Source organism: Brevibacillus jepli (assembly GCF_047229145.1).
Taxonomy (GTDB): domain Bacteria; phylum Bacillota; class Bacilli; order Brevibacillales; family Brevibacillaceae; genus Brevibacillus.
Window position 1 is genome coordinate 44,084 of record NZ_JBFEFW010000001.1, and the last position, 20,376, is coordinate 64,459.

Here is a 20,376-nt window from a genome sequence, read left to right on the forward strand (position 1 = left end):
AACCGTGGAGCAATTATTGCAACAAATGGAAAAAGAGCTGGTTGGTCAGCGGCAAAATATTCGGTTACTGCTAACGGCTTTGGTTGCCGGCGGTCATGTATTGCTAGAAGGTGTACCTGGTATTGGTAAGACGAAAATGGTGCGAACCTTATCGGAATTAATGGGGGGCGTGAGCAAGCGCGTCCAGTTTACGCCTGACATGATGCCATCTGACATTATTGGCCATGTGGTGTTTAACATGCAACAGAACCAGTTTGAGACAATCAAAGGCCCTGTTTTTGCAAACCTATTGCTGGCTGACGAGATCAATCGGACACCACCGAAAACGCAAGCAGCCTTATTGGAAGCGATGGAAGAAGGACAAGTGACGATTCATGGTGTCACCTATCCGTTACCTGATCCATTTTTCGTCGTCGCTACGCAAAACCCGGTTGAGTACGAAGGTACGTATGTGCTGCCAGAAGCACAGCTCGATCGTTTTTTGTTCAAGCTGACGATGTCGTATCCTTCCCATGAAAATGAAAAGCAAATACTCGCGAAGCATATCCCGAATAAACGCAGTCACGAGCGCACGCAAGAGACGCTCTTTACATGGGATGCGATATTGGAAAAGCGACGCCAATTAGAAGAGGTTGTCGTGGATGATTCGATTTTGGAGTACATTACGACATTGATTCGAAATACACGCGAAACGAAACGACTGCTCCTGGGTGCCAGCTCTCGTGCAGGAATCGCTGTGCTGATGGCGAGCAAAGCGTGGGCACTTTTGGACAATCGCATGTTTGTAACGCCTGATGACGTGAAGATGGTGGCCCGTCCTGCATTGCGGCACCGACTCATACTGTCACCGCAGGTAGAATTGGAGGGGGGTACCAGTGACCACATCATCGAAGAGACGCTGGCGGCTATTCCAGTTCCTCGCTGATTTTTTGGCGGACCGTTTTGTCCTGCCCTCCAAGCGCCTGCTTGTCGCGGTATTGCTTGGCGTACCGATCGCGGTCATCGGGTTTATACTGGAGGTTGGCTATTCCATTTTCTTCTTGTACAACGGCTTACTCGTAATCGCAAGCATCATAGACTGGTTTACCATCCCAAAGCGACGTGACTTGTCGATCCGGCGTATTTTGCCAGAGCAGACGGATATCGGACAGTCGTTTTCGATCGAGCTGGAACTTGCGAACAGAAGCGGGCAATCTGTTCCTTACTTCATTGTGGATGATCTGCCGTTGTCCTTTGAGGAAGCAGGTCTAGTCACAGGTGTTATGGATCAACCCTTAAACAAAATAGCTTTCATGACGCGAGGAAAAGAACGCGGTGAATACGTGTTCCGCTGGCTTTACATGCGTTGGAATGGAAAGGTCGGTTTATGGTATCGCCAAAGCCGCTTTCTGTGTGAACAAACCGTCAAGGTATATCCAGACCTTTCTGCCGTTCGCGGCTATTTGGCTTCGTTGCAAGAGAGCTTGATCGTCGATGGGAAAAAAATCATGCGTAGAGCGAAAGCGGGTACTGAATTTCATGCCATTCGCGATTACGTTCCTGATGATGATCCGCGCACGATCAACTGGTCAGCATCAGCACGCTCCCGCCGTCTGATGACGAATCAGTATCGCCCCGAGCACGGCAAGGTCATTACCATTCTGATTGATTGTGGCAGGCTAATGGGAGTCGAGCTGGATAACCAAACGCGACTGGATATATCGCTGGAGGCTGCCCTCACCTTAGCTGCGGTAGCCTTGCGCCAAGGAGATCAGGTAGCGCTATTAGCCTATTCGCATGAAATAAAGACGTACATACCTCCAGGTAGAGGGCTGCGCCACTTGCATACCCTTCTAGAGGCAACATACAACCTGAAAAGTGATTTTGTAGAGGCAGATCCGGCGAAGGCGCTCGAATTTTTAAATCGCCAGCAGAAGAGAAGGAGCTTGGTCGTTCTTTTTTCGGATATGGAGAACTACCTCGTCGAAGATCAGTTGAGCAATTATTTGTGGCGGATGCGCCGTTCGCATTTGCTCTTGCTGCTTTCTTTGGCAGATCCGCTTTTGCATGAATGGAGTCATACGAACACGAGCAACAGCAGCTTGGCGTTTACGAAGGCAGTAGCACAACGGTTTCAGCTGGATCGTAGGGCGTTTCAACAAAAAATGATCGGCGCAGGTATCCAGGTACTGGACGTTCCGGCCGATCAATTGACGCTGACAGTTATCAATGCTTATTTGGACATCAAATCAAGAGAAGCTTTGTGAGAATCATCGGGTCTACATCCGACGAGGTACCAGGCGATAAGCAAAAGCAATGTCCCGACAGCTACGATGTACTTGGCTTCGAGTGAGAGACTCGATGGGGTAATATAACCCTCGATAATTCCTGCGATGAACAAGAGGGGGATCGTGGCCAATAGCAGTTGCGCAGACTCTTTTGCCGCCTCCAAAAATTGATGTTTTCGCGCGTAGCGACCGGGCACTAGCAAGCGGTACCCCATGTGAAGGCCTGCTCCGCCAGCAATGAAGATGGCAGTCAGCTCGATCACGCCATGTGGCAAAATGTAGGCCCAAAACGCATAGCTGCTGTCAGCCTGATAATAGACCGCTGCCAAGGCTCCAACCAGCAGGCCGTTGAAAAGCAAGAGATAGATCGGGACGATTCCGAACGTAATCCCGCTGACGAAGGCGAGTATGGCTACTTTCATGTTATTCGTCATAATCATCGTGGAGATGACCGGGCTGTTAAGTGATTCATGCCCTTCTCCCAGCCTGGATGGATCGATCTGTTCAGCCATCCCTTGTGGCAACACATAATACAGGTTGAGCGGATCGACCATGACAGCGGCAAATCCAGACACACCACCGATGATGAATAGAAGTGCTGCCAAGCCAATGAAGCTCATTCGCTTATGGACCAGCCCCATCAAGTAGCTGCCGAAGAAATACTTGAGCTGCTGCCAGCTGCCCATCCGCTGCTTGTAAGCCAAGTTATGTGCGCGTAAGACGAGTTGGTTTAAGTATAGGGTGATCTCGTCGGCAGGATGGTAGGAACGTACATAAGCCAAATGCGCAGATGTTTTTTTGTACAATTGGGTCAGTCGATCAATATCAGTCGCACTGATGTGTCGCGGTTGGCGGGTAAAACGCTCCACTAATTGCTCCAGTTCGGCCCAAGAGGCTTTATGCTTGTGCCAAAACGAGGTAATATCCATGTATAATGCCTCCTTATTAGCAAAGTATCGAAAGGGGGAAGTAAATCATCATGAATGAACCGACATACGGCAGTGATTCAAATCGAGAAGCGTCGGTAGTGACACCAGAGCATGTTATGCTAAGATTTCAGACGGCCGGACTTGGCAGCCGTGCAGCTGCTATGCTGATTGATTTCGTCATCTTGCTCCTGGTTAATCTTACTGTATTTATAATGTTTGGTATAGTTTTATTTGGAAATGAAGATGATTTTTTCCTGGATTCTGGCAGCTACGCGATGGCAGTCGTCATCCTTCTGATCTTCCTCATTAATTTTGGCTACTTTTTATTTCTGGAAGCACTCTGGTCCGGACAGACCGTTGGCAAAAGGCTGTTGGGAATCCGTGTCATCCGTGATAATGGTCAGCCAGCAACGTTTATTTCCTCGACGATTCGGAATTTGTTTCGTATCGTTGATGGGATGCCATCTGGCTACTTTCTGGGAGCGCTCGTCTGCTTCTTCCACCCCCGCGATAAGCGAATTGGCGATATGGTAGCAGGTACGATAGTCGTTGTGGAAACGGGCCAACGATCCACTCTTTTTCAGGGAAAGAAAGACAAGGCGAAAAACAGCTTTGAGTTGAATCAAGCGCCACTCGTCCTAGATGAGCGGCAAAAACAGGCGATTACCCGTGAGGACTGGCAGCTGCTTTCCTCCTTCATCAGCAGATTGCCTTCTCTCTCCCAAGAAAAGAAGTATGAGCTCGGCAGTCAGATCTCAAGCATTATGCGCAAAAAATTAGAGCTTCATGACGAACAGATCAACAGAGAAGACCCGATTCTGTTTTTGCATCGGCTACACAATCAGCTGCAAAACGAATTTCATATCCGTAAATAAAGAGAAGTACCGCCAAATAAATGTTTGGCGGTATTTTCTTATATCGACTTATTTTTCCATTATTCAGCAAAATGCTGCTTCAAAAACTTTCTATGTTATAATAAAACCTCATTCTATGACACAGAAAGGAGGAGGGAGCCGATGGACGACAAATACATGGGAGCGTCATCGACTTCGTCACCCACGCTGCCACTCCCGGCAAACGGGAAGCAGAAAGGAAGACGCAGAAGAGGCAGCCTGTTTCAGGCCTTGATTCCCTCCCAGACAGAAGGTAAGCGTCCTTTACTACCTATCGTTTTGGCCGTACTGGTCTGGGTAGGACTTGCCTATGCTGGCTATGCCTTTGCTGTTTATACGTTGGACAAGCAGCAACAATTTGTGAACCAACGAATTGATCAAGTACAAGAAGACAATCAACAGCAGATGAAGGCATTGGGAGATCAACTGACCCTGGTGCAGGATGAGATGCAAAATGTACAGAAGGGTCTTGCGAGTCTGGAAGAAGATTTGGCGTTGACTGGTGAAACAATTGGTGGAACGAACAAGACCAAAGAAGCATTGCAGGATCGCGTTGACCAATTAAATAAACAACTGGGTGAATTGAAAGCATCTCTGAAAAAATTGGAGGATGCTGCCCGTGCTTGGTAAGGTAAACCGTTTCTTCCTCTTTCTTTTGGCACCTGCGCTCGGTTTTTTGGTAGCTTTTTCGCAGGCAAATCCAGTGGACAAGCTCCAAACAGAAGGCTTGAAGCTTCCTGTGGCAGAATCGAATAGCCAAGCAGTCGCACTGGGGGAACGGATCAACGAAACCAAAGTACAGCTTCGGAATGTCGAGGTCATCGTCGAAGATATTCGTGATCGCTCGAAAAAGGAACAAAAAGAATACGAGCAGCAAAACAAGAAAATCAATAGCGCGCTTGAAGCCAGCAAATCACAAACGCAAAAATCCGCGGATGTGCTGGACACGATTTTGTCCAACATGCTTGGCAAACCGATCGGTCAACACTTCGGGAAAAATTCTACGGTGAAGGTGTACTCCTTGCAAGAAGGCGGATACCGGGGCTATATGGCAAAAGTTCGCCTAAAAAATCCGAATGCGCTGAAGATGGTGCTTGCGAACAACTCCGTGAAAAGCAAAGGTGAGACGACGAGTCAAGCAGGTAAGCGTACAGGAGCCATCCTTGCGATCAATGCAGGCGGCTTTATGTCTGACAAGCAGGGGAATTTGACTCCGCTAGGCATCACTGTCGTTGATGGCAAGATTCGAACCTTTTCCAATAATTCGAAGCTAAGCTTTGTTGGATTTAACAACAAAGGTCATCTGGTCGGGACAAACATCAAGACACAGGCTCAAATTACGCAACAAGGGATTTTGCAGGGAGCGAGCTTTTTGCCGCGCCTTCTGCAGGATGGAAAAAGACTTCCGATCCCGCGTGATTGGGCGAATGCGCGTCAACCGCGGACGCTGATCGGCCATTTTGACAACGGCGATTTACTACTTATTGTCATTGACGGAAGACGGGAAGGCTGGAGTAAAGGTGTTACGCTGGAGGAAGCGCAGAAAAAGCTGCAAGAGTGGCATGTAGTAGATGCGTATAACCTCGATGGCGGCGGCTCCAGTGCGTTTTATTTCAATGGCAAGCTGTTAAACAAGCCTTCAGGTGGCAAAGAAAGACGCGTGGTGAGCAATTTGGTCATCATGCCATAAGCGTATACCTGCACACTCTTCTGACGAGACGACTAGTCTTGCTTCAGAAGAGTGTTTTTTTGTAGAGAAAAGTTTGTATGGGCAACTGTGAAAGTGGGTTGACCTTAAAAATTGCTGAAAATTATAATAATGAAAGAAGCAAATAAATGAACTAGGAGGGATCGCATGAAAAAAGGGATGTTGGTAGCCCTCTCGATCGTTTCCGTGCTGTCGTTTCCTCATTTTGCCTTGGGAAAAGTTCCAGGTGCGCCAGCAGGCGTGCAAGGAGCTACGAAGGGGATTGTTGCGGTCTCTCATCCAGCGGCAGCCCAGGTCGGCAGAGATATTTTAGCCCAAGGCGGCAATGCGATTGATGCTGCGGCTGGGATCCAATTTGCTCTGAATGTGGCCGAACCGTATATGTCCGGTATCGGCGGCGGTGGCTTTATGATGATTTATGTAAAGGAACAAAACAAAGTGATTGTGATTGATAGTCGGGAAATGGCCCCTGCAAAGGTCACCCCCGATATGTTTTTACAAGCAGACGGTAAGCCGATCCCATTTGAGGAGCGTCATACAAGCGGTCAGGCTGTAGGTGTCCCCGGTACACTGCTGGGGGTAGAACACGCGTTGGACTCGTATGGTACATGGGATATGGATAAAGTGGTGGAACCGTCGATTGAATTGGCGGAAAAAGGTGTTCGCGTCAACTGGGTGTCCGCTCAGTATATCGCCAATTCCATGGAGAAGCTGAAAAAGCACGGGACAGCTGCACAGGTGTTTGCGCCAAATGGGGTTCCTCTCAAGGAAGGGGAAATGCTGGTACAGCCCCAATTGGCGAAGACGCTGAAGATCATCCGCGACAAAGGCTCTGATGCCCTGTACGAAGGGGAGATCGGCAAGGCACTCGTCGAGGAAGTACAGAGAACGGGTGGCTCTATGACGCTTGCTGATTTGAAGGCTTATCAAGTGAAAGAACGTGAGCCGGTTCGCGGCATGTATCGCGGGTACGAAGTCATTTCGATGGCACCGCCCAGCTCCGGCGGCTTGACACTCATCCAGATTCTGAAGCTGATGGAAGGCTACGATAACGCAAAAGATGGATTCGGCTCTGTAGCCTATTTGCATCATCTGATCGAAGCCAATCATCTCGCTTATGCAGATCGGGCTGCGTATATGGCAGATGAGGACGTGTATCCGGTGCCGAAGAAGGGGCTGATTGCGGACGAATACATCAAGGAACGGCGCCAGCTCATTCGTGAAGTGACGGCAAATACCAGTGTGAAGGCAGGTGATCCGTGGAAGTACGATCCCGGCAAAAAGCCCGAGGTGACCATAAAGCTGACGGATCAAAGCCCTGTCAAACAGACCACGCACTTCTCGGTAATGGATAAATGGGGGAATATCGTGGCTTATACGACCACGATCGAAGATATTTTTGGCAGCGGAGTGATGGTCCCGGGTTACGGCTTCATGCTGAATAATGAGCTGACGGATTTTGATGCGATTCCTGGCGGCGTCAATCAGGTAGAGCCCGGCAAGCGTCCACGTTCCAGCATGACTCCCACGATGGTGCTAAAAGACGGTAAGCCATTCTTGGCAATCGGTTCACCTGGAGGGTCCACGATCATCGCTTCTGTCTCCCAGACCATTCTCAATGTGATTGACCACGGAATGGAGATTCAGGATGCGATACGCGCGCCGCGCATTTTCTCTAGCAGCTATCCGAATGTTACTTGGGAAGCGGGCATTGACCAAGATGTCATTCTGCAATTGATGGCAAAAGGTCACGTTTTTGCCGAAAAGCCAACGAACATTGGTAACGTTCAAGCAATTGTTTACGATTTTGAAACGGGAAAAATGTACGGCGGAGCAGATAACACGCGAGAGGGTACGGTGCTTGGGGTCGATGCTATTGCGTATACAGCTGCACAGCCCGTTCAGACGCCGGAAGAAAAGGAAGGTTCCTTTGATTTACGCGTAAATGGACATGTGTATCCGTATACAGCAGAACAAAAAGCGATGATAGATGGAGCCGCATATGTTCACGCCGAAAAGCTGTTGTTAGGGCTGGGTCAACAATTGAAGGCCTTCCAGTCAGATGTAGTGAAGGTAAACGGAATATCATTTTTGCCAGTCAAAAAAGTTGGCGAAAAGCTCGGCTATACGGTCATCTGGAAGGAAGAGGAGCGGTCTATCGAGTTGACGAACACCAAGTAGGTCGATCAAGAAAAGGATGTGGCAAAAAATGAAGAAAGTACTTGTTCTAGGCGGAACGCGATTTTTTGGAAAACGATTGGTGAATCTCCTCGTTGAATCAGGAGCAGATGTGACGGTGGCAACGAGGGGGCTAGCTGATGTGGATTTGCCTGCCTCAGTCAAAAGGCTAACACTTGATCGCGATGACATCGGCTCACTTGCGGTTGCAGGGGAAGAGCAGTGGGATGTGGTGTACGATAACATCTGCTATTCCTCCCAAAATGCAATGGATGCATGTAAGGTTTTCCGGGGGAAAGTGGGTAAATACGTTTTGACCTCAACGTTGTCGGTATACGATTATGCAGAGGAAAGCTTGAAGGAAGAAGCATTTGATCCGTATGCGTATCAGATCCAGGCGCAAACGAGAGAAGAGGTGACCTATCAAGAGGGGAAGCGTCAAGCAGAAGCCGTCTTTTTTCAGGAGCAGGTCTTCCCTGTCGTAGCGGTTCGATTTCCGATCGTGCTGGCGGAAGACGATTACACGCGTCGACTATACTTTCACATTGAGCATGTGCAAGAGGAGCGCCCGATAGGTATCTCGAACCCCGCTGCTCAGCTGTGCTTCGTTCATGCGCAGGAAGCGGCACAATTTTTGGAATGGGTGGCGACTGCGTCTATCACAGGGCCTGTGAATGCGTGCTCAGATGGAACCGTTTCGCTTGCTGAACTGATGGAGACGATTGCGCAAACCGTCGGGAAACCTGTTCGAATAGAACAAACGGCAGACGCTGCTGATGAGTCTCCATTCGGATTTGTGGCATCCTTTTACATGGATAACAGCAAGGCAAAAGCAGCGGGCTTCCCATTTTGGTCGCTGGAGGAATGGATGCCAGCGCTTATTAAAACAGTAAATGAGGAATATACCACGCAAAAAGCGTGACCTAGCTACCTTTTCTTTCGTATAACTCCATGGTAAGGTAGAGCAGAACATATGTGTCTGTAAGGAACCAGGAGGATCGATCATGAATAAGAATCGCACCAGTTGTCTTGCGATCGTCGCCGCACTATCAGTAGCACTACTCAGTGGATGTGAACCTCCTTCATTAAGTGGATTGTTATCCAGTGAGTCTAACGGAGCAGCTGAGAATGGACAGACGACGGGTGAGGGAACGCAAACAACAACAGTTGAGCCAACGAACGAGGGGACAGCACGCCCTCAACTGGCATCTCTTGCAGAGACGATTACAGATGTGGATGGAGTACCAACCGTAACGAATGCAACAGATCTCACGGTTGTCGTAAACAAGCAGCGGGCATTGCCGGCAGATTATATTCCACCAGATTTAGTAGAGCCAAATGTGCCGTTTCCTTTTGATGAAAAAGTAGAAAAGCGACTGTTGAGGGCGGAAGCCGCACAAGCATTAGAAGAACTGTTTGCCAAAGCAAAGACAGAAGGAATTGAGCTGTATGCCGTTTCTGGCTATCGTTCGTATAAGACCCAGAGATCGCTCTACGAAACGTATGTAAGAACGCAAGGTGCCGAGCATGCAGCAGCCTTTAGTGCAGTACCTGGGAAGAGCGAGCATCAGACTGGATTAGCAATGGATGTTTCCGGATTAGATGCAAAAACACGCTTGGAACAGTCGTTTGCCGAGACGCCGGAAGGACAATGGTTAGAGGCAAACTGTGCAGAATTTGGTTTCGTTATTCGCTATTTGAAAGGCAAGGAAGAAACCACTGGATATGCGTATGAGCCGTGGCACTTGCGTTATGTAGGTAAGGATATCGCGACAGAAATTATGGCAGGTGGCCTCACTTTGGAGGATTATTTCTCTGGAGCGGCGATTGCCCACAAATAATTCAAATGAAAACGAAAAAGAGCCGCTCGTATATGGAGCGGCTTTTTGTTGCAAAAAAACTTAGCGTGGAAGGCGGATTTCGGAGAGAGGCCAGTAAACGACTTCTGCACGTCCGACTACATGATCCAGTTGAACAGGACCAATGACGCGGCTATCCATACTATTGTTGCGATTATCTCCCATGACAAACACACTGCCTTCTGGGATCGTCACAGGATCAAAATCCTCGGTTAGCGTTACGCCTGAAGCTGAAGCTTTTAACTTGTTTTCGACTAAATACTCTTCACTGAGCGGTTGACCATTGACATAAACCTGATCGTTTTTGGCTTCCACAGTATCACCTGCTACTGCGACCACTCGCTTGATCCAGTTGTCACCCGTTGCATCCGGATGAACGATGACGATCTCTCCCGGCTGCGGTTCTTTCAGATAGTAAATTGCTTTGTTTACGATGACGCGCTCGCGATCATGCAACGTACTTTCCATGGAACGCCCTTGGACAACATAGGGAGCCATGACGAAGACGTAGATAAAGGCGGTCAAACCGCCAATCAAGACAAACGATTTTAACCAATCGAGCAATTCCACTTTCCATTTTGGTGTAGGGTTGGTTTGTTCCATTAATAATTCTCCTATGTATGTGGTTTCTGTGGCAAACATGCCGTGGTCGATTGCCTCTTGCGTGTAAGGCTGCCTTTCCATTATACATGCTATACGAATAGATACGAAAGATGATTCAAGGAAATAATTGGCTCGGTGGATGAAGATGGAAAAAGTCGTAACATTATTTTGCTAGCTTACCTATTGTCAGTTTTTCCTGTTTGAGTTAAGATGTTCTTGAAATAAGTTTTACAATAAAAATATTAAGTGGTAAACACTTTGTCTGGCTCATACATATCTTTCGTGAAAAGAAATAATTTTGGGGAGTCCTCTTGATCTTCAAGTACTTAGACTATATAGTTTTATAGTAAAAGTACTTATATTATTAATTTTCCGAAAATGGGTGATGTTGTGAGCAATATGTCCCGTGCCAGTAAACTTGAGGACCTGGATCGAGTATTTGTCGAAATTGCTCGTTTCTTTATTAGTAATTGGCTAGAGGAAGAGTCAATCAGTCCGAAGCAGTTTATCTTGCTACGTGTCCTTCATCAAAAAGGACGAAGCACAGTTTCTGAGCTGGCGACCATTTTGAAATTATCCAATAGTGCCACCACAATTGCACTCAATCGACTGGTGAAGGGCGGTTACATCGACCGTGTCCGAGACGAACAAGATCGACGTGTCGTGTGGGTCACTTTGTCGCAACAAGCGATTCCGACTCTGGAAGGACTTTTGTGCGACAGGAGAGCACTAGTAGGAAAGCTGCTGGAGAATCTGACTGACGACGAGTTAGATCAGTTTACGTATTTTCTCAGGAAAATGCAGCAGTGCATATAGGCACGCTATCAAGTTGGGGTTTGGGGACATTCTTGCAAGACAAAAGTGTGTACCGCGGGAATGGGAGTGTACACATATGAAAAAGAAAAGCACACTGATCATGAGTTCTTGTATTTTGGGAGCAGCTCTGTTTACACAAGCTGCATTTGCAGAAGAGGCAGTAAAAGCTACCGAAACTACTACGGCAACTGAAGCGACAACAACTGAAGAAAAACCTGCAACAACAGAAGAAAAGCCTGCAACTGAAGAGAAACCAGCAACTGAAGAGAAACCAGCAACAGAAGAGAAGCCTGCAACTGAAACAACTGCACCTACAACTACACCTGAAGTAAAACCTGCAACTCCTGAAACAGTAAGCCCTATCCAAGGCCTGTCTCAACAAGGTGGCTGGATGACGATGCCAGGTAAAGATGAGTTCGTACTCGTGAGTGGCCAATACATTCCAGTAATTTCCAATGTAGCAGGATGGGCTATGATGCCAGTAACAGATCAATTTGTTACAAATGGCGGCTTTGTTCCTGTGAGTGCTCCAGCAGCTGGTTGGACAATGAGTGCACCAGAATCCGATAACGATAAATAATGACTGATGATAAAGACGCTTTGTCCCTCGATTGGGCAAGGCGTCTTTTTTTTCGGCTAAATCTGGAGATTCTCGTACAAACTATACCGGATCGAAACGGCAAAGGAAGGAGGAATGAAAATGGCAAATCATGATAAAGAGCAGACTCGACACAGGATGAGTGATCAAGGCACAGAAGATGCAAGCGGAGCAGTCTATTATCAAGAAGCTGACGAACACACGGCTGGCTTGGCTACGACACAGGAATTGGTCAGTGACATGTACAAGATGGGGACGATTGAAGACAGGGAAGCAACGACGTAACCACATAAGAAGAATAAGGCCAGCCTGGATGCATGAAGGCTGGCCCATTTCTGGATAGTTGATAAAAAATTTTTTATTGACTTGAGAGATTGAATCGGTAAAAATACAAGAGGAATCAGAAAATTTAAAAAGGGTGTGTCACGCATGAGAGACTCACGATTGGATCAATTGGCCTACAATCTGGTCAACTACTCCGTACGGGTACAGCCAGGGGAAAACATTTTGATCAACGCAAAAGGAGACACACCAGAATTGGTGCAAGCCCTTGTGCGCGAGATTTACAAAGCAGGGGGAAGTCCTTACGTTCAATTGATTGATCCTGCCGTAAGCCGTGAAATCGCGATGAATTGCAATGAAGAACAGCTGACGATCATGGCTTCGCATGAAGTTGAACTCATGGAAAAAATGCAAGGCTACATCGGAATTCGCGCAGCGAACAACATCAATGAGATGGCGGATGTTCCAAGTGAAAAGCTCGGCATCTATTCGCGTCTGTATGAACTGCCGGTGATGAACGTACGCGTGCCGAAAACAAAATGGGTCGTTCTGCGCTACCCGAATCCTTCTATGGCACAGCTGGCGAACATGTCTACAGCAGCTTTTGAAGATTTTTACTTCCAGGTGTGTAATCTGGATTACGCGAAAATGGACAAGGCCATGGACAGTCTCGTTGATCTGATGAACCGCACGGATAAAGTGCGCTTGGTCGGACCTGAAACGGATTTAACCTTCTCGATCAAGGACATTCCTGCTGTGAAATGTGCGGGCCTGCGCAATATTCCAGACGGAGAAGTATATACTGCTCCTGTGAAGGACTCCGTAAATGGCGTCATTACCCATAATGCGCCAACCCCATATCATGGCTTTACTTTTGAAAATGTTCGCTTGACCTTCAAAGACGGTAAAATTGTGGAAGCAACAGCGAATGATACAGAACGTCTGAATCAAATTTTGGATACAGATGAGGGAGCACGCTTCATTGGAGAGTTTGCTATCGGTGTGAATCCTTACATACGCAACCCGATGAAAGATATCTTGTTTGACGAAAAAATTGACGGCAGCTTTCACTTCACACCAGGTCAATGTTATGACGAAGCATACAATGGTAACAAATCGTCTGTACACTGGGATATGGTTTCCATTCAACGTCCAGATTGGGGTGGCGGGGAAATCTGGTTCGATGACGTCCTGATTCGCAAGGATGGTCGTTTTGTCATTCCAGAGCTTGAGTGTCTGAATCCAGAAAACTTGAAAGGGTAAGGCAAAGACCTACCCCTATTGTTTGTCGTACTGTCGGAGCCTTTCGTGAGCAAGCACAATGTCCATTTCTAGTTGAAAAAGCATGTGCAGGTTGCTTGAAGGAAGAGTACCTCTGCGTGCCGCGTGGTAGAGAAGGGGCTTGTTTTGTTTGATGACGGTCATGATTTCCACAACCGGAGGAACGACTTGCTTGATTCGTAAAAGACTTTGCAAGTAGCGGAGAAATGTTTGAATACTAGCCTGGTCATCCTTGTTCGGTACCGTTTCAATCAAAGCGAAAAAGTCTCGGACGATGATACGCTTCGTCTCCTGAGGCTCCACTATGCTTGTACGATTCACTTGAGATCCACCTCACGGGAAAAAGTAACTGCTTCTTTCCTTTTCCCGCTTGGCAGCGAGTGATAAACCTTTTACTCGATAAAAAGTCTTTGGCTTGAGTGGTAGCCAAAGACTTTTTCCTTTTCATGACTCGCTGTGCCCGTCGTAGACCACAGCTTCTTCTAGCGGAATCCTTACGCGTAAGAGCAGCCATGCATTGAAGAGTGAAAACGTCAATGCCGTTACGACAGCGGAGAAAGTCAATGGTAGCATGAGAAACTCGATCATGACGACCAAGTAGTTAGGGTGACGAAGGAACCGATAAGGACCACGTTTGATCGGGGCTTCTCCCGGAAGGATGAAGATGCGGGTATTCCACCGTTTTCCCAAACTGCGAATGCACCAGTAACGCAGTCCTTGCGCCAGTAAAAACAGGACGAAAGGAATGGACCACCATGAGGGGAGTGACATACCGCTTCCTTTCACGGCAACCTCTATCATAAGGGAAAGGAAAAAGAGAAGATGTAGAAGCACGATGTATTTGTAGTGACTTGCCCCAACCTCGTAGCCACCTTTTGCACGGATGTATGTGGCATTCCTCGCCGCAATGAACAGCTCAGCCATTCGCTGCAGCACGACAGCCCCAAAGACGAATCCAAAGAAACCCAACATGATTATCTCGCCTCCAGCAGTAGCAGCTCCGAGCTAAAGCCCGGTCCAAGTGCAGCGACCAAGCCGCGATCTCCTGGCTCCCACGCCTTCTCCATGCTTTTTTCCAAGACAAACAAAACAGTAGGCGAAGACATGTTTCCAAAGTTGGTTAAGACGTCCTCGGAAAAACGAGTCGCCTCTGTACCAATTCCCAGCGATCGCTGATAAGCAGTTAACACCTTGGCTCCTCCTGGATGGAAAATGAAATGGCGTAAATGATCAATCGACACCCCGTGCGGAGTTAAAAAGCTCTCAACGTTTTCGCGCATCGAGGAACGAATGAGAGTAGGGATGTCGCGTGAGAAAATGACTTTTAGCCCTGGATCAGTCAATTCCCATCCCATTACATCAAGGGTATCCGGCCATGTTGTCGTACGAGCATCACAAAATTGAACCTTGGGTGTATCTGAGGAGGACAGTACGTGATCCCCTTCTATTAATACAGCAGCAGCCCCATCTCCAAACAGACAAGTTGCAACCAAATTGCTTTTGGACAAATCTTGTCGGATGAAGGTCAAGCCGCATAGCTCTACGCTTACGAGCAAAACTCGTCGCGAAGGATAAGCCTGTGTGTACTCACATGCACGCGACAGTCCCATCGCACCACCGGCGCAGCCTAAGCCCCACAAGGGGACACGGGTTGCTTCCGAACGCAGTCCTAAACGATGAAGCAAGCGGGAATCAAGACTTGGGGTTGCAATGCCTGTGCTTGATACAAACATCAAACAATCGACGGATGAAGGCTCGACTCCCGCTTTTGACAAACATTTTCGGGCAGCTTCCACTGCCAATGCTTCCGCATGCTCGATATACAAGTTATTTTTCTCTGCAAACGGACGGTCCTCCAAAAACCAATCCATCGGCATGCAAAAATGTCTCTTTTGAATGTGGCTATGCGCAAAAACATGTAAAAGACGATCGATGTCTGGAAAAGCATCCTCAAAGAAAAGACGCGCAAGCTTCATGGAATCCTCTTGGGTGATCTCGTGTGGCGGTACGGCCGTAGCGACTGCTTCAATACGGGGCATCCATTCATTCACTCCCGTCTAATGTATTCGCCATTATTTTATCCTTTCCAGTTGATTCCAATTCAAAGAAAGCATGTGGCAGTTGTGTGGTTTTGCTTGAACTTACAAAAGAAGATAGGTAAAATATTCCTGTATATGTGATAAAAGACCTATATTCATTTTTATGAGATAGGTCTAATGTATGAAGAGAAAAGAGGGTGACATCGGATAGATCGGGGGTAATGTACGATGGACTCACGCTGGATTGGTTTGGGTGTGTCCTGTGTAATCATCTCGGTTTGGCTTATCGGATACGGTTTGCCAGCGGATGAGAGCATGATTATCTTTCTTTTACTTGTGGTCGTCGTTCAAACGATTACTGCCTATCAAATCGGGAGGTATGTAAATCAGTTGCAACAGATGGCTTATCACGATTCACTGACAGGTGTTCTCGTGAATCGCAGATTTTTGGACAAGCTGGTCGAAGAAGTTGAGCTGGCAAAAAGCAATCATCAATCTGTTACCTTATTATTTATTGACTTGGATAATTTCAAAATATTCAATGATTGTTACGGTCACTTGGAAGGGGACCGGCTCCTGTGCCAATTTGCGACGCTATTGCAAGCAAGTGTACGTAAACAAGATACTGTTGGACGGTGGGGTGGCGAAGAATTTGTCGTTTTGTTAACGCATACAGACACAAAAAGAGGATTGGCCATTGGAGAACGAATTCAAAATCAAGTGCGACATGCGCTTTCAGGTGTCACGGTCAGTATCGGAGTAGCCTCATATCCACACCATGCGTCAACAGCGGAAGAATTAGCGAAAAAAGCAGATATGCTTATGTATGAAGCGAAAAAAAAGAAAGACTGCATGATGGTCGCATCGCATTAAAAGATAAAAATTGGCAAGACTAACACTCGTAATCAATCTTGACACGAGTGTTTTTTTTCTTTGTAAAGGATATTTACAAAAACTTAATAATTACTTAAAGAAAAATATACACACTTAGCCTTGATTTTAAATTTACGGAAACAATAACTTTCGATATAATCTGTAAGGTGTCATTTATTCAAAGGAGTGAAGAAGTCCCGTATGTTGAAATCAAACAAGTATATCTTCTTTGATCTGTTCGAGCAGCAGATTGCCACGGTGCACAAAGGAACTCATCTTTTCTACGAAATGATAGGTAACTATCAAGATCTAGAAACAAAGGTTAAGGCAATCAAGGCTGTTGAGAAAGAAGGAGACGAGATCGTTCGTCGCATCATGAACGAGTTAAACTCTACTTTTATCACTCCGCTTGAGCGTGAAGACATCCACCAACTCGCTCATACAATGGACTCGATGATCGACTACATTGACGGTGTCGCTGATCGCATGTATCTGTATCAAGTTAGTCAGCCAGATCCACGTGTTTTGGCACAAGCTAATATTTTGGTGAAATGCTCAGCAAAACTGATCGAGCTGATTCGCACACTGCGTAAGCTGGATCATAAAGTTGTTACACAAATCGCTGGGGAAATCAAAGATTTGGAGCATGAATCTGACTCCAACTACCGCAAAATGGTATCTGATCTTTTGAACTCTCCTGATACGAATCCAATGGAAGCGATCAAACTGAAAGAGATTTACGATAAACTTGAGGACTGTGCTGACTTCGCTGAAGACGTCTCTAACCTGGTAGAAGGGATCGTGTTAAAGAATGCCTGATCTTTCGCCAGAGCTGCTTATTCTGGTACTCGTCGTCATCATGGCGCTAGCCTTTGACTTTATTAATGGTTTTCACGATACAGCGAACGCAATTGCGACTTCTGTTTCGACGCGTGCTTTAAGTCCGAAAACGGCGATTATTATTGCATCCTTGTGTAACTTGATTGGGGCACTCTCGTATACGGGTGTAGCGAAGACAATCGGGGGAGGCATTACCGATCCATTCAAGCTGGAAAATGGATTGGTCGTCGTTTTGGCTGCGCTGACATCTGCGATTTTGTGGAACCTGATCACCTGGTGGTTCGGAATTCCTAGTTCGTCCTCGCACGCGATTATCGGTGGCGTTGCAGGTGCTGCTTTTGGTGCCGCAGGAAGTGGTGCCATTAACTGGTCTGGCTTCGCTAGCATTATCCAAGCGTTGATTGTTTCACCTCTTGTTGCTTTTGCTGTTGGTTTTGTAGTAATCAAGCTCGTGTCTTTCCTTGTTCGTAACTCAGCGTACCACAAAACCAATCGTGGCTTCCGTTCGCTGCAAGTTGTGTCAGCGGCTTGGCAGGCATTTAGCCATGGAGCTAACGATGCGCAAAAAACAATGGGCGTAATCACCCTTGCTCTGATTTCTGGAGGTTTCTTAATACAAGAACCAGGCGAATTCACTATTCCGCTGTGGGTAAAAATTTCAGCGGCTGTGGCAATGGCTGCTGGTACAGCGTTTGGTGGATGGCGTATCATCAAGACCTTGGGTGGTAAGATTATGAAAATCAAGCCAATTTCCGGTTTCTCAGCAGACCTGTCTTCTGCCTTGATTATCACAATCTTTACAGCTTTGAAACTGCCTGTGAGCACAACGCATGTAATCACCTCCGCTATCTTGGGGGTTGGGGCATCGCAAAAGCTGAACGCAGTAAAATGGGGCGTGGCTGGCCGCATTTTGGTCACGTGGGTCATTACCCTTCCGATTACCGGACTTTTGGCTGCTGCATGCTACGTAGTGTTTGACGTGTTTCTGTAGGTGATTACCTTCATACAACAGACACCTTTCCGTGATAGATACGCGGGAAGGTGTCTTTTTCATTAGGATGAACCGGTTAATCGTTCCCATAAGCCGGGCTTGGGTTTAATTTGCACGAGTCGTACGGCAGAGAATGGAATGTAGTCAAGCGATCCGTCGCGCTCTTCTATTAAAATGCCGTTCGGACTGTAATCATACAATTTGCCTTCCGCATAAGCAGATAATCCTTGACCGATCATATCAGGAGCAAAATGAATACGTACATGGCGATCCAGATAATCTTCCAAAATCCCATCATCCATCCTGTTTCCCTCCTTTTTCATTTTATCTACTAGTTATTCCCCGCATTGCGACAATTCAGACGAGGGCATAGAAAAAACCACTCAGTCGTCCTGACCCGAGTGGTTATAAATGGTTGACATCTCGATGTTATTCAATCGAGTTTTGAGAATGTCCTGTCTGTTTGCTTTTACGTGCAAAAACGAGCATGAGCACGACACCAGCAGCGATTAAGCACAGACTGACTAACTGAGCGACACGGAGAGTATCAGCAATTAACAAACTGTCCGTACGCATGCCTTCAATGTAAAAGCGACCGATCGAATACAGGATCATGTAGCTGAACAATACCTGTCCATCGAATTTTTTGAATCGGTAAAGCATGAACATCAGAATCGCGAAAACGACAAGGTTCCATACCGATTCATACAAGAACGTAGGATGGTAATATTGTCCGCCGATAAACATTTGATCGCGGATAAACGCAGGGAAGTTTGCCATAAATTCTGCAGAGACCACGTCACCATGCGCTTCCTGGTTAATAAAGTTACCCCAACGTCCGATAGCCTGACCCAGAATAACGCTTGGCATAAAAATGTCAGCCAACCGAAGAAACGGCAGATTATGCTTTCGAATATACCAGCTTCCTGCCAGAACACCACCGATTAATCCGCCGTGAATGGCCAAGCCACCTTCCCAAACTGCGAAGATGTCCAGCGGGTTGTCTTTGTACTGCTCCCATTCAAACGTGACATAATACAATCTTGCACAAACGATGGCAGCCGGAATGATCAGAACCACCATGTTCAAGATGTGATCAGGATCAATGCCAGAACGTTTGGAATTGTAGCGAGCGAGATAAGTACCCAAGAAAAAAGCCAGCCCCATAATAATGCCATACCAGTGAATCTTTAAGGGGCCGATTGCAATTGCGATCGGATCAATCATGAATGTGCCTCCTTGCCTCAAAACATCTGTGCCAAGTATAGCACAAATGGGCTATAGGATTCCAACTAATGGCTTACGGTGACTGCAAAAAACCGAGGATAGCATCAAGGGAGGCTCGTCTCGACGGAGCAGATACGGATGAGAATAAATCTCCGAATGTCTCCAGCCGTTTGGGAACCGTATAAACGGTGAAGTCTGTGGGATGACAATGGGGAACCTCCTCCCACAGGAGTGGTGTTGATACGGTAGCCTGTTCCTTTGCGCGAGTTGAGTAGGGCGCAGGTAATGTTTTTCCGCGCCAGTGCTGCAAATAGTCAATGTACAGCTTATCTCCCCGATTCTTCACCAAGCGCTCGATGGTTAAAAGGGAGGGATGCTTGCTGACCAAATAGGATGCGATGAAATGTCCGACTTGGCGCGTCTGTTCAAACGTATAGCGGAGTTCGATTGGGACGTATACTTGCAAGCCGCTGGAACCAGAAGTTTTAACCCAAGATGGCAGCTGCAATTCATCGAGCAGCTGTTTCAATAAGAGGGCAGACTCAATCACAACAGCAAAATCATCTGTGGAAGGGTCAAGGTCAAATACGAGCTCTGTCGGAGTCTCATCCTGGGCGAGGTGAAAGGAAACGTGCCACTCCAATGCTGCTTGATTCGCCATCCATACGAGTGTCGCCCTGTCATTGCACAGTATGTAACGAACATTCTCCCACGTATGTGTTTGTATCCAGTCAGGCGCATAGTCAGGGGCGTTTTTTTGATAGAAGTGTTTGTCGCCAACTCCGTGAGGGTAGCGAATGACGGTTAAGAGCCGATCCTTGCTATACCGCAGGAGTGGGGCTGCGACAATCAACAAATAACGCAAGTAATCTAGCTTGGTTACCTTGGCCTGTGGCCATAGAGGCTTGTCAGGATTGGTAATGGACAAGGTGTGATTATCGATGGTCAGTTCGTACTCTTTTGTTGCTGGAGCCAATGACTTTTTCACCTTC

General features: G+C 47.1%; 23 protein-coding genes. 15 read left to right on the top strand and 8 right to left on the bottom strand.

Annotation, left to right across the window (positions count from 1 at the left end):
* The first annotated feature begins 4 nt into the window (after positions 1-4).
* Both AB1L17_RS00225 and AB1L17_RS00230 read left to right on the top strand, forming a co-directional pair.
* Positions 5-925: an AAA family ATPase gene (locus AB1L17_RS00225; RefSeq protein WP_412843246.1), complete on the top strand. Its 921-nt coding sequence runs from the start codon at positions 5-7 to the stop codon at positions 923-925.
* The gene (locus AB1L17_RS00230; protein WP_412843245.1) at positions 876-2,246 is read left to right on the top strand and encodes a DUF58 domain-containing protein; all 1,371 of its coding nucleotides are present in this window, start codon (positions 876-878) and stop codon (positions 2,244-2,246) included. The genes AB1L17_RS00225 and AB1L17_RS00230 overlap by 50 nt, the downstream gene beginning before the upstream one ends.
* On the opposite strand, the gene AB1L17_RS00235 is transcribed toward AB1L17_RS00230, so the two are convergent.
* A complete protein-coding gene (locus tag AB1L17_RS00235; protein WP_412843244.1) occupies positions 2,213-3,196 on the bottom strand; it encodes a stage II sporulation protein M in 984 nt (327 codons plus the stop codon). The genes AB1L17_RS00230 and AB1L17_RS00235 overlap by 34 nt on opposite strands.
* A 50-nt stretch (positions 3,197-3,246) precedes the next feature.
* On the opposite strand from AB1L17_RS00235, the gene AB1L17_RS00240 reads away from it, so the two are divergent.
* From AB1L17_RS00240 to AB1L17_RS00265, 6 genes are all read left to right on the top strand, one after another.
* A complete protein-coding gene (locus AB1L17_RS00240; protein WP_412843243.1) occupies positions 3,247-4,071 on the top strand; it encodes an RDD family protein in 825 nt (274 codons plus the stop codon).
* A 141-nt stretch (positions 4,072-4,212) separates the two neighbouring features.
* Positions 4,213-4,719 carry a hypothetical protein gene (locus tag AB1L17_RS00245; RefSeq protein ID WP_412843242.1) on the top strand — a complete coding sequence of 169 codons (507 nt, stop codon included), beginning with the start codon at positions 4,213-4,215 and terminating at the stop codon, positions 4,717-4,719.
* Positions 4,700-5,779 (top strand): phosphodiester glycosidase family protein, encoded by a 1,080-nt coding sequence (locus tag AB1L17_RS00250; RefSeq protein WP_412843241.1) that lies wholly within the window; start codon positions 4,700-4,702, stop codon positions 5,777-5,779. The genes AB1L17_RS00245 and AB1L17_RS00250 overlap by 20 nt, the downstream gene beginning before the upstream one ends.
* Positions 5,780-5,944: 165 nt before the next feature.
* Entirely contained in the window at positions 5,945-7,978 is a 2,034-nt protein-coding gene (gene ggt, locus AB1L17_RS00255; protein WP_412843240.1) for a gamma-glutamyltransferase, read from the top strand.
* Positions 7,979-8,006: 28 nt separating this feature from the next.
* Positions 8,007-8,897 (top strand): NAD-dependent epimerase/dehydratase family protein, encoded by an 891-nt coding sequence (locus AB1L17_RS00260; protein ID WP_412843239.1) that lies wholly within the window; start codon positions 8,007-8,009, stop codon positions 8,895-8,897.
* 82 nt (positions 8,898-8,979) lie between these two features.
* Positions 8,980-9,816 (top strand): M15 family metallopeptidase, encoded by an 837-nt coding sequence (locus AB1L17_RS00265; protein WP_412843238.1) that lies wholly within the window; start codon positions 8,980-8,982, stop codon positions 9,814-9,816.
* 60 nt (positions 9,817-9,876) lie between these two features.
* Here the strand turns inward: AB1L17_RS00265 and lepB are convergent, their stop codons facing one another.
* Positions 9,877-10,437 carry a signal peptidase I gene (lepB, locus tag AB1L17_RS00270; protein ID WP_412843237.1) on the bottom strand — a complete coding sequence of 187 codons (561 nt, stop codon included), beginning with the start codon at positions 10,435-10,437 and terminating at the stop codon, positions 9,877-9,879.
* 390 nt (positions 10,438-10,827) lie between these two features.
* On the opposite strand from lepB, the gene AB1L17_RS00275 reads away from it, so the two are divergent.
* The 4 genes from AB1L17_RS00275 to AB1L17_RS00290 all read left to right on the top strand — a co-directional run bounded on the left by AB1L17_RS00275 (position 10,828) and on the right by AB1L17_RS00290 (position 13,396).
* Positions 10,828-11,253 (top strand): MarR family winged helix-turn-helix transcriptional regulator, encoded by a 426-nt coding sequence (locus AB1L17_RS00275; RefSeq protein ID WP_412843236.1) that lies wholly within the window; start codon positions 10,828-10,830, stop codon positions 11,251-11,253.
* A gap of 76 nt (positions 11,254-11,329) precedes the next feature.
* Positions 11,330-11,833, top strand: a complete 504-nt coding sequence (locus AB1L17_RS00280) for a hypothetical protein (RefSeq protein ID WP_412843235.1) — start codon at positions 11,330-11,332, stop codon at positions 11,831-11,833.
* Positions 11,834-11,953: 120 nt separating this feature from the next.
* Positions 11,954-12,136: a DUF4025 domain-containing protein gene (locus AB1L17_RS00285; protein ID WP_412843234.1), complete on the top strand. Its 183-nt coding sequence runs from the start codon at positions 11,954-11,956 to the stop codon at positions 12,134-12,136.
* A gap of 144 nt (positions 12,137-12,280) precedes the next feature.
* On the top strand, positions 12,281-13,396 hold the full coding sequence (locus AB1L17_RS00290) for an aminopeptidase (RefSeq protein ID WP_412843233.1): 1,116 nt from the start codon (positions 12,281-12,283) through the stop codon (positions 13,394-13,396).
* A gap of 15 nt (positions 13,397-13,411) precedes the next feature.
* On the opposite strand, the gene AB1L17_RS00295 is transcribed toward AB1L17_RS00290, so the two are convergent.
* From AB1L17_RS00295 to AB1L17_RS00305, 3 genes are all read right to left on the bottom strand, one after another.
* Positions 13,412-13,735 carry a hypothetical protein gene (locus AB1L17_RS00295; RefSeq protein WP_412843232.1) on the bottom strand — a complete coding sequence of 108 codons (324 nt, stop codon included), beginning with the start codon at positions 13,733-13,735 and terminating at the stop codon, positions 13,412-13,414.
* 123 nt (positions 13,736-13,858) lie between these two features.
* Positions 13,859-14,386: an isoprenylcysteine carboxyl methyltransferase family protein gene (locus AB1L17_RS00300; protein ID WP_412843231.1), complete on the bottom strand. Its 528-nt coding sequence runs from the start codon at positions 14,384-14,386 to the stop codon at positions 13,859-13,861.
* A 2-nt stretch (positions 14,387-14,388) separates the two neighbouring features.
* Entirely contained in the window at positions 14,389-15,453 is a 1,065-nt protein-coding gene (locus tag AB1L17_RS00305) for a type III polyketide synthase (protein WP_412843230.1), read from the bottom strand.
* A 228-nt stretch (positions 15,454-15,681) separates the two neighbouring features.
* Between AB1L17_RS00305 and AB1L17_RS00310 the strand changes: the two genes are divergently transcribed.
* The 3 genes from AB1L17_RS00310 to AB1L17_RS00320 all read left to right on the top strand — a co-directional run bounded on the left by AB1L17_RS00310 (position 15,682) and on the right by AB1L17_RS00320 (position 18,157).
* Complete coding sequence (locus tag AB1L17_RS00310) at positions 15,682-16,326, top strand: GGDEF domain-containing protein (RefSeq protein ID WP_412843229.1); 645 nt, start codon at positions 15,682-15,684, stop codon at positions 16,324-16,326.
* Between the two features lie 201 nt (positions 16,327-16,527).
* Positions 16,528-17,145 carry a DUF47 domain-containing protein gene (locus tag AB1L17_RS00315; protein WP_412843228.1) on the top strand — a complete coding sequence of 206 codons (618 nt, stop codon included), beginning with the start codon at positions 16,528-16,530 and terminating at the stop codon, positions 17,143-17,145.
* Positions 17,138-18,157, top strand: a complete 1,020-nt coding sequence (locus tag AB1L17_RS00320) for an inorganic phosphate transporter (protein ID WP_412843227.1) — start codon at positions 17,138-17,140, stop codon at positions 18,155-18,157. Before AB1L17_RS00315 ends, AB1L17_RS00320 begins: the two co-directional genes overlap by 8 nt.
* 62 nt (positions 18,158-18,219) lie before the next feature.
* On the opposite strand, the gene AB1L17_RS00325 is transcribed toward AB1L17_RS00320, so the two are convergent.
* The 3 genes from AB1L17_RS00325 to ligD all read right to left on the bottom strand — a co-directional run bounded on the left by AB1L17_RS00325 (position 18,220) and on the right by ligD (position 20,360).
* Positions 18,220-18,459, bottom strand: a complete 240-nt coding sequence (locus AB1L17_RS00325) for a hypothetical protein (RefSeq protein ID WP_412843226.1) — start codon at positions 18,457-18,459, stop codon at positions 18,220-18,222.
* A 127-nt stretch (positions 18,460-18,586) separates the two neighbouring features.
* On the bottom strand, positions 18,587-19,384 hold the full coding sequence (gene lgt, locus AB1L17_RS00330) for a prolipoprotein diacylglyceryl transferase (protein WP_412843225.1): 798 nt from the start codon (positions 19,382-19,384) through the stop codon (positions 18,587-18,589).
* 73 nt (positions 19,385-19,457) lie between these two features.
* Positions 19,458-20,360: a non-homologous end-joining DNA ligase gene (gene ligD / locus AB1L17_RS00335; protein ID WP_412843298.1), complete on the bottom strand. Its 903-nt coding sequence runs from the start codon at positions 20,358-20,360 to the stop codon at positions 19,458-19,460.
* Between the last annotated feature and the right edge of the window lie 16 nt (positions 20,361-20,376).

Bases quoted from the DNA above. Each gene is read 5' to 3' on its own strand.
- AB1L17_RS00235 (WP_412843244.1), bottom strand. From the start codon at position 3,196: ATGGATATTACCTCGTTTTGGCACAAGCATAAAGCCTCTTGGGCCGAA.
- AB1L17_RS00240 (WP_412843243.1), top strand. From the start codon at position 3,247: ATGAATGAACCGACATACGGCAGTGATTCAAATCGAGAAGCGTCGGTA.
- AB1L17_RS00245 (WP_412843242.1), top strand. From the start codon at position 4,213: ATGGACGACAAATACATGGGAGCGTCATCGACTTCGTCACCCACGCTG.
- AB1L17_RS00250 (WP_412843241.1), top strand. From the start codon at position 4,700: ATGCTGCCCGTGCTTGGTAAGGTAAACCGTTTCTTCCTCTTTCTTTTG.
- ggt (WP_412843240.1), top strand. From the start codon at position 5,945: ATGAAAAAAGGGATGTTGGTAGCCCTCTCGATCGTTTCCGTGCTGTCG.
- AB1L17_RS00260 (WP_412843239.1), top strand. From the start codon at position 8,007: ATGAAGAAAGTACTTGTTCTAGGCGGAACGCGATTTTTTGGAAAACGA.
- AB1L17_RS00265 (WP_412843238.1), top strand. From the start codon at position 8,980: ATGAATAAGAATCGCACCAGTTGTCTTGCGATCGTCGCCGCACTATCA.
- lepB (WP_412843237.1), bottom strand. From the start codon at position 10,437: ATGGAACAAACCAACCCTACACCAAAATGGAAAGTGGAATTGCTCGAT.
- AB1L17_RS00280 (WP_412843235.1), top strand. From the start codon at position 11,330: ATGAAAAAGAAAAGCACACTGATCATGAGTTCTTGTATTTTGGGAGCA.
- AB1L17_RS00285 (WP_412843234.1), top strand. From the start codon at position 11,954: ATGGCAAATCATGATAAAGAGCAGACTCGACACAGGATGAGTGATCAA.
- AB1L17_RS00290 (WP_412843233.1), top strand. From the start codon at position 12,281: ATGAGAGACTCACGATTGGATCAATTGGCCTACAATCTGGTCAACTAC.
- AB1L17_RS00300 (WP_412843231.1), bottom strand. From the start codon at position 14,386: ATGTTGGGTTTCTTTGGATTCGTCTTTGGGGCTGTCGTGCTGCAGCGA.
- AB1L17_RS00305 (WP_412843230.1), bottom strand. From the start codon at position 15,453: ATGCCCCGTATTGAAGCAGTCGCTACGGCCGTACCGCCACACGAGATC.
- AB1L17_RS00310 (WP_412843229.1), top strand. From the start codon at position 15,682: ATGGACTCACGCTGGATTGGTTTGGGTGTGTCCTGTGTAATCATCTCG.
- AB1L17_RS00315 (WP_412843228.1), top strand. From the start codon at position 16,528: ATGTTGAAATCAAACAAGTATATCTTCTTTGATCTGTTCGAGCAGCAG.
- AB1L17_RS00320 (WP_412843227.1), top strand. From the start codon at position 17,138: ATGCCTGATCTTTCGCCAGAGCTGCTTATTCTGGTACTCGTCGTCATC.
- AB1L17_RS00325 (WP_412843226.1), bottom strand. From the start codon at position 18,459: ATGGATGATGGGATTTTGGAAGATTATCTGGATCGCCATGTACGTATT.
- lgt (WP_412843225.1), bottom strand. From the start codon at position 19,384: ATGATTGATCCGATCGCAATTGCAATCGGCCCCTTAAAGATTCACTGG.